The 5,212-nt window shown below is 66.9% G+C and carries 5 protein-coding genes and 1 pseudogene; 2 read left to right on the top strand and 4 right to left on the bottom strand.

Annotated features, from left to right (window positions below):
• Window positions 1-38 precede the first annotated feature (38 nt).
• On the bottom strand, window positions 39-1,199 hold the full coding sequence (argE, locus tag V0R62_RS26465; RefSeq protein WP_330105801.1) for an acetylornithine deacetylase: 1,161 nt from the start codon (window positions 1,197-1,199) through the stop codon (window positions 39-41).
• Entirely contained in the window at window positions 1,192-1,869 is a 678-nt protein-coding gene (locus tag V0R62_RS26470; RefSeq protein WP_330105802.1) for a DUF1028 domain-containing protein, read from the bottom strand. The genes argE and V0R62_RS26470 overlap by 8 nt, the downstream gene beginning before the upstream one ends.
• Before the next feature lie 422 nt (window positions 1,870-2,291).
• Here V0R62_RS26470 and V0R62_RS26475 point away from each other — a divergent pair, with 422 nt between their 5' ends.
• Both V0R62_RS26475 and V0R62_RS26480 read left to right on the top strand, forming a co-directional pair.
• Entirely contained in the window at window positions 2,292-3,608 is a 1,317-nt protein-coding gene (locus V0R62_RS26475; protein WP_330105803.1) for a flavin-containing monooxygenase, read from the top strand.
• Window positions 3,608-4,024, top strand: coding sequence for a RidA family protein (locus V0R62_RS26480; protein WP_330105804.1), 417 nt, complete (start codon window positions 3,608-3,610; stop codon window positions 4,022-4,024). Before V0R62_RS26475 ends, V0R62_RS26480 begins: the two co-directional genes overlap by 1 nt.
• A 94-nt stretch (window positions 4,025-4,118) precedes the next feature.
• On the opposite strand, the gene V0R62_RS26485 is transcribed toward V0R62_RS26480, so the two are convergent.
• Both V0R62_RS26485 and V0R62_RS26980 read right to left on the bottom strand, forming a co-directional pair.
• Window positions 4,119-5,057: a thioesterase domain-containing protein gene (locus V0R62_RS26485; RefSeq protein WP_408005743.1), complete on the bottom strand. Its 939-nt coding sequence runs from the start codon at window positions 5,055-5,057 to the stop codon at window positions 4,119-4,121.
• A gap of 9 nt (window positions 5,058-5,066) precedes the next feature.
• A pseudogene (locus tag V0R62_RS26980) lies at window positions 5,067-5,212 on the bottom strand (phosphopantetheine-binding protein); the annotation flags it as partial.

A 5,212-nucleotide genomic window follows, 5' to 3' on the forward strand; every position in this document is an offset into this window, starting at 1 on the left:
GGCCCAAACCCGGGGCCACGGGGCGGGCCCCGCGATTGTCATGCTTGCTTCAGATGATCCACCAATCGCCGCAACATCGCGTCACATCCCTGCAACTGCTCGACACTGACGAACTCGTCGGGCTTGTGCCCCTGGTCCATGCTCCCGGGCCCGCAGACCACCGTGGGGATACCCGCCTGGTCGAACAGGCCGCCCTCGGTACCGAAGGCCACAGTACCGAAATCGTCCGAACCGCTAAGCAACGTCACCAGTTGTGCGGCCTCGCTCTCGGCTGGTGTGGCCAGGCCCGGGTAGGCGCTCAGGGCGCGCAGGCGAATGTCGCTGGCGCCACTGACGGCACGCATGCGCGGCAGCAGCTCGGCCTCGGCGTAGGTCTGCAGGCGGTCGGCCACGGCCTGGGCCTCGAAGCCGGGCAAGGCACGCACTTCGAAGTCGAACTCGCACTCCTCGGGGACGATGTTCAGCGCCCGGCCGCCCTTGATCACCCCGGTTTGCACCGTGGAGAACGGCGGGTCGAAGCGCTCGTCGTGATACTCGGGGCGCGCCAGCTCGTCACCGATCTCGCCCAGCTTGCCGATCAGTCGCGCCGCGTACTCGATGGCATTGACGCCGTAGGGGGCATAGGCCGAGTGGCAGGCGGCGCCATGCACCTGGCAGCGCATGGCCAGCTTGCCTTTGTGGCCAAGCACAGGCTTCAGTTCGGTGGGCTCGCCGATCAGGCACAGGCGCGGCTTGTGCGGGCGCTGCGCCAGGGCATCGAGCATTGAGCGCACGCCCAGGCAGCCGACTTCCTCGTCATAGGAAAACGCCAGGTGCACCGGCAGCTTCAGCGGCTGGGCGAGCAACGCCGGCACCGCCGCCAGCACCGAGGCGATGAAGCCCTTCATGTCAGCCGTGCCACGGCCGTACAAGCGTCCTTCACGTTCAGTCAGGCGGAACGGTTCGACGGTCCAGGCCTGGCCCTCCACCGGCACCACGTCGGTGTGCCCGGAGAGCACCACGCCGCCACGGTCGGCGGGGCCGATGGTGGCGAATAGATTGGCCTTGGTGCCTTCTTCGTTGTGGAACAGCTCGCTGGCAACGCCAAGCCCGGCCAGGTAGTCGCGGATGAAGGCGATCAGCTCAAGGTTGGAATCGCGACTGACCGTGGCGAACCCGACCAACCGCTCCAGCAGCGCGCGGCTGGAAACCTCACTCATCGCCCGGCACTCCATAGCTCGGCGCGGCGGTCGGGTTCAAGGCGCGAGTCACATAGTCCTGCATCTGCGGGCGGTAGGCTTGCCAGAGGCTGTCCAGCTCGCCGATGGGATCGTGTTCGGCCCAGTCCACGCGCAGGTCCACCAACGGCCAGGTCAGCTCGCCGGCGATCTTCAACGCCGCCGAGTGCACCGGCCCCGCCTCGCCACCCGCGGCAATGGCCGCGTGCATCGCCGCCAGCAAGCGCTCGGCCAGGTGGCCACCGGCCTGTTCGAATGCCGCCACCATGGCCTCGATCACCGTCCGCGACGACAGCAGGTTGCCGGCTGCCGCGCATTGCTCGCCGGCCACGGCGTTGTGCACGCCCAGGGCCTCCTTGCCGGTGAACAGCGCCACCTGGCCCTGGCTGTCTATCACCGTGACCTGGCGATACTCGCTCCAGCCATTGGCGCTCAGCACCCGGTCCAGCGCCGCTGCGGGCGGCAGCTGGCCCTGCTCGAGGGCATCGAGGATCTGCGGGCCGAGGGCCGGCAGGGTGATGTTCTGGGTGGCCACGGCACCGACCCCGGCGCGCACCCAAGGGCAGCGGGCGCCGACGGCGATGCTCGATGAACTGATGGCGATGCCGACCTGGCCGGTTTCCTGGCAGCGGCCGATGATGGAGAAGGTCATGGTGCAGCTCCTGTGTTGAGGTTACCGGCATTCTCGGTGGGCCTCGGAAGCTGCGAAACCAACATTTTCCTCGGTACTGGGCAGGAAAAAACTAAGGCGGCGCCAATGCATTCTGTGTAGGAGCGGCCTTGCGCCGCGAAAGGGCTGCAGAGCAGCCCCGGGTGTATGCCCACCTCACGATTGCTGGGGCCGCTTTGCGGCCCTTTCCGGCCGGTCCGACGCCTCGGCAAGGCCGCTCCTACAAGGTCCTGCGCACCCCTGAGAAGCCGCTGCAGCCCATTGCCAGCAAAGCCTTCGCCAATTTATCGGCAACCCCCAGCTAAATACTATTTTCGCGATTTCCCGCCCATCCCTAGTCTGGCCCCAGGCAAAGGCGGTCCCCACCGACCTGAACAAGAACGCCGCTGAAGAAGGGCTGGGACATGACACTGAACAACATCGAAATCGACACCCTCGTGGTCGGCGCCGGCCAGGCCGGCGTGGCCATGAGCGAACACCTGAGCAAGCTCGGCGTGCCGCACCTGGTGCTGGAGCGCAAGCGCATCGCCGAGGCCTGGCGCACCGGGCGCTGGGATTCGCTGGTGGCCAACGGACCGGTCTGGCACGACCGCTTCCCGGGCCTGGAATTCGACCTCGACGCCGACGCCTTCGCCGGCAAGGACCAGGTCGCCGACTACTTCGAGCAGTACGTGCGCAAGTACAACCTGCCGGTACGCACCGGGGTCGAGGTGAAGAAGGTGGTGCGCAACGCCGACCGCCCGGGCTTCACCATCGACACCAACCAGGGGGTGATCCGCGCCAGCCGCGTGGTGGCCGCCACCGGCCCGTTTCAGCGCCCGGTGATCCCGGCCATCGCGCCGAAGGACGAGGGCCTGCACCAGATCCACTCCGCCGCCTACTTCAACCCCGAACAACTGCCCGAGGGCGCGGTGCTGGTGGTAGGCGCCGGCTCCTCCGGGGTGCAGATCGCCGAGGAACTGATGCGCGCCGGGCGCCAGGTGTACCTGTCGGTCGGCGCCCATGACCGTCCGCCGCGCAGCTACCGCAACCGCGATTTCTGCTGGTGGCTGGGCGTGCTCGGTGAATGGGACGCCGAGATCGCCAAGCCTGGCCGCGAGCACGTGACCATCGCCGTGTCCGGCGCCCGTGGCGGCCACACCGTGGACTTTCGCGCCCTCGCCCACCAGGGCATGACCCTGGTCGGCCTGACCCAGTCGTTCGAGGGCGGCGTGGTCCGCTTCCAGGACAACCTTGCCGACAACATCAACCGCGGCGACGAGAACTACCTGGCCCTGCTGGACGCCGCCGACGCCTATGTCGAACGCAACGGCCTGGACCTGCCGGAAGAGCCCGAGGCGCGCAAGCGCCTGCCCGACCCGGCCTGCGTCAGCCAGCCCTTGCTGGAACTGAACCTCGCCCAGGCCAACGTCAGGACCATCATCTGGGCCACCGGCTACGGCGTGGATTTCAGTTGGCTGCAGGTGGACGCTTTCGACGCCAACGGCAAGCCGCAACACCAGCGCGGCGTGTCGAAGGAGCCGGGCGTGTATTTCCTCGGCCTGCCTTGGCTGTCGCGCCGTGGCTCGTCGTTCATCTGGGGCGTGTGGCATGACGCCAAGCACGTCGCTGGCCACATCGCCACCCAGCGCACCTACCTGGCCTACCGCGACCGCGAGCAGCGCGCGGCGGATGAGCAGCAACCCTCGATCAGCAACATCAGCACTTTCGGAGCCCTCTGATGCCTACCCACACTCGCATCCGCATGTTCAACACCAAGGCAACCTACCCCAACCAGACCCTGGACAACGACCTGTGCCAGGCGGTGCGGGCCGGCAACACCATCTACGTGCGTGGGCAGGTCGGCACCGACTTCGAAGGCCGGCTGGTAGGCCTGGGCGATCCACGGGCCCAGGCCGAACAGGCGATGAAGAACGTCAGGCAACTGCTTGAAGAGGCAGGCTCGGACCTGTCGCACATCGTCAAGACCACCACCTACATCACCGACCCACGCTTCCGCGAGCCGGTGTACAAGGAAGTGGGCAAGTGGCTCAAGGGGGTGTTCCCGATTTCCACCGGGCTGGTGGTGGCAGGCTTGGCTCAGGCCGAATGGCTGATGGAGATCGATGTGATCGCGGTGGTGCCGGACCCGCTGTGATCGCCTGAAAGCGATCACGCCAAGGGTACGTAACCCGCCATGAAAAAAAACGGGTGGAGCTGAGGCTCCACCCGTTTTTCATCCCCCGGCAGCCTCAGGTCTTGTCAGCAAGCCGCTCCAGCAGGCCATCGATAAACGCAACGGCGTTGATAACCCCCTCATGCCCATCGGCGATCACCGTCGAGCTGGCCAGCCCGTTGACCGAAGCCTGCGCCAGCAACCCCGCCTCGCCCATGCGCACCCGCTCTACGCTGCGGCTCTCACTGGCCCACCAGCAATCCACCCGGACCGCCAGCGGTCGCAGGCGAAACGCCTGGCTCAGCTCGGCATTGCGATCGAGCACGGCGAAGCCATCGACGATCTCCCGCTGCAGATGCACATCCTCGTGAATGGCGCGCAGCCGCTCGGCGCTGACGCCTCCGGCGACGGCCACCTGCTGGATGACCCACTCGGTCCGGTCGACTTCGGCCGGCAGACGCCCGGCCTCGTCGATAAAACCGACGATACGGGCTTCACCCACACCCGGGGCGAAGGCCAGCAGGCCACGCAGCAGACTCTCGTCCGCCCGCGCCACCTGCACCACCTCGACGGGCTCGGCCTCGAGGCCGGACACGTCCTTGGGCAACAGGGTATCGACCAGGCCGACGAAGCCCACCTCCTGACCGGCCTGCTCCAAGGCATGAGCCACCTCCAGCGCCAGGGCGCCGCCCAGGGACCAGCCCAGCAGATGGTAAGGGCCGCTGGACTGGGTACGACGGATCTGCTCGACGTAATAGCCGACCATCGCCTCCCAGGACTCATCCACCCAGCCCGGCACGGCATAGCACTTGTTGACCAGGCCATACACCGGACGCTGGTCGGCCAGGCGGCTGGCCAGCGGGTAGTAGGCGTAGGCACCGCCACCGCCCGGCGGCAGGCAGAACAGCGCCGGACGCTGCAGTTGGCAACCGTTGAGGTTGATCACCGACGACTTCAGGCGATCCTTGCCGCCGCCGATGAAGTTCGCCAGCTCCTCGAAGTTCGCCATCAGCATGAACTCATGCAGGCTGATGTTGAGGGCGAAGGCTTCGCGCACCCGGTTCACCAGGGTGATTACCAGTAGCGAGTGGCCGCCGAGTTCGAAGAAGTTGTCGTATAGACCAACCTGCTCGACCTTCAGCACTTCACTCCAGATCGCGGCCAGTTGTA

The sequence above is a fragment of the Pseudomonas carassii genome, assembly GCF_036324045.1.
GTDB classification, from domain to species: domain Bacteria; phylum Pseudomonadota; class Gammaproteobacteria; order Pseudomonadales; family Pseudomonadaceae; genus Aquipseudomonas; species Aquipseudomonas peradeniyensis.

What these genes read in the sequence shown, in the direction of transcription:
- argE (WP_330105801.1), bottom strand. Translation starts at nt 1,199, where the DNA reads ATGAGTGAGGTTTCCAGCCGCGCGCTGCTGGAGCGGTTGGTCGGGTTC.
- V0R62_RS26470 (WP_330105802.1), bottom strand. Translation starts at nt 1,869, where the DNA reads ATGACCTTCTCCATCATCGGCCGCTGCCAGGAAACCGGCCAGGTCGGC.
- V0R62_RS26475 (WP_330105803.1), top strand. Translation starts at nt 2,292, where the DNA reads ATGACACTGAACAACATCGAAATCGACACCCTCGTGGTCGGCGCCGGC.
- V0R62_RS26480 (WP_330105804.1), top strand. Translation starts at nt 3,608, where the DNA reads ATGCCTACCCACACTCGCATCCGCATGTTCAACACCAAGGCAACCTAC.
- V0R62_RS26485 (WP_408005743.1), bottom strand. Translation starts at nt 5,057, where the DNA reads ATGCTGATGGCGAACTTCGAGGAGCTGGCGAACTTCATCGGCGGCGGC.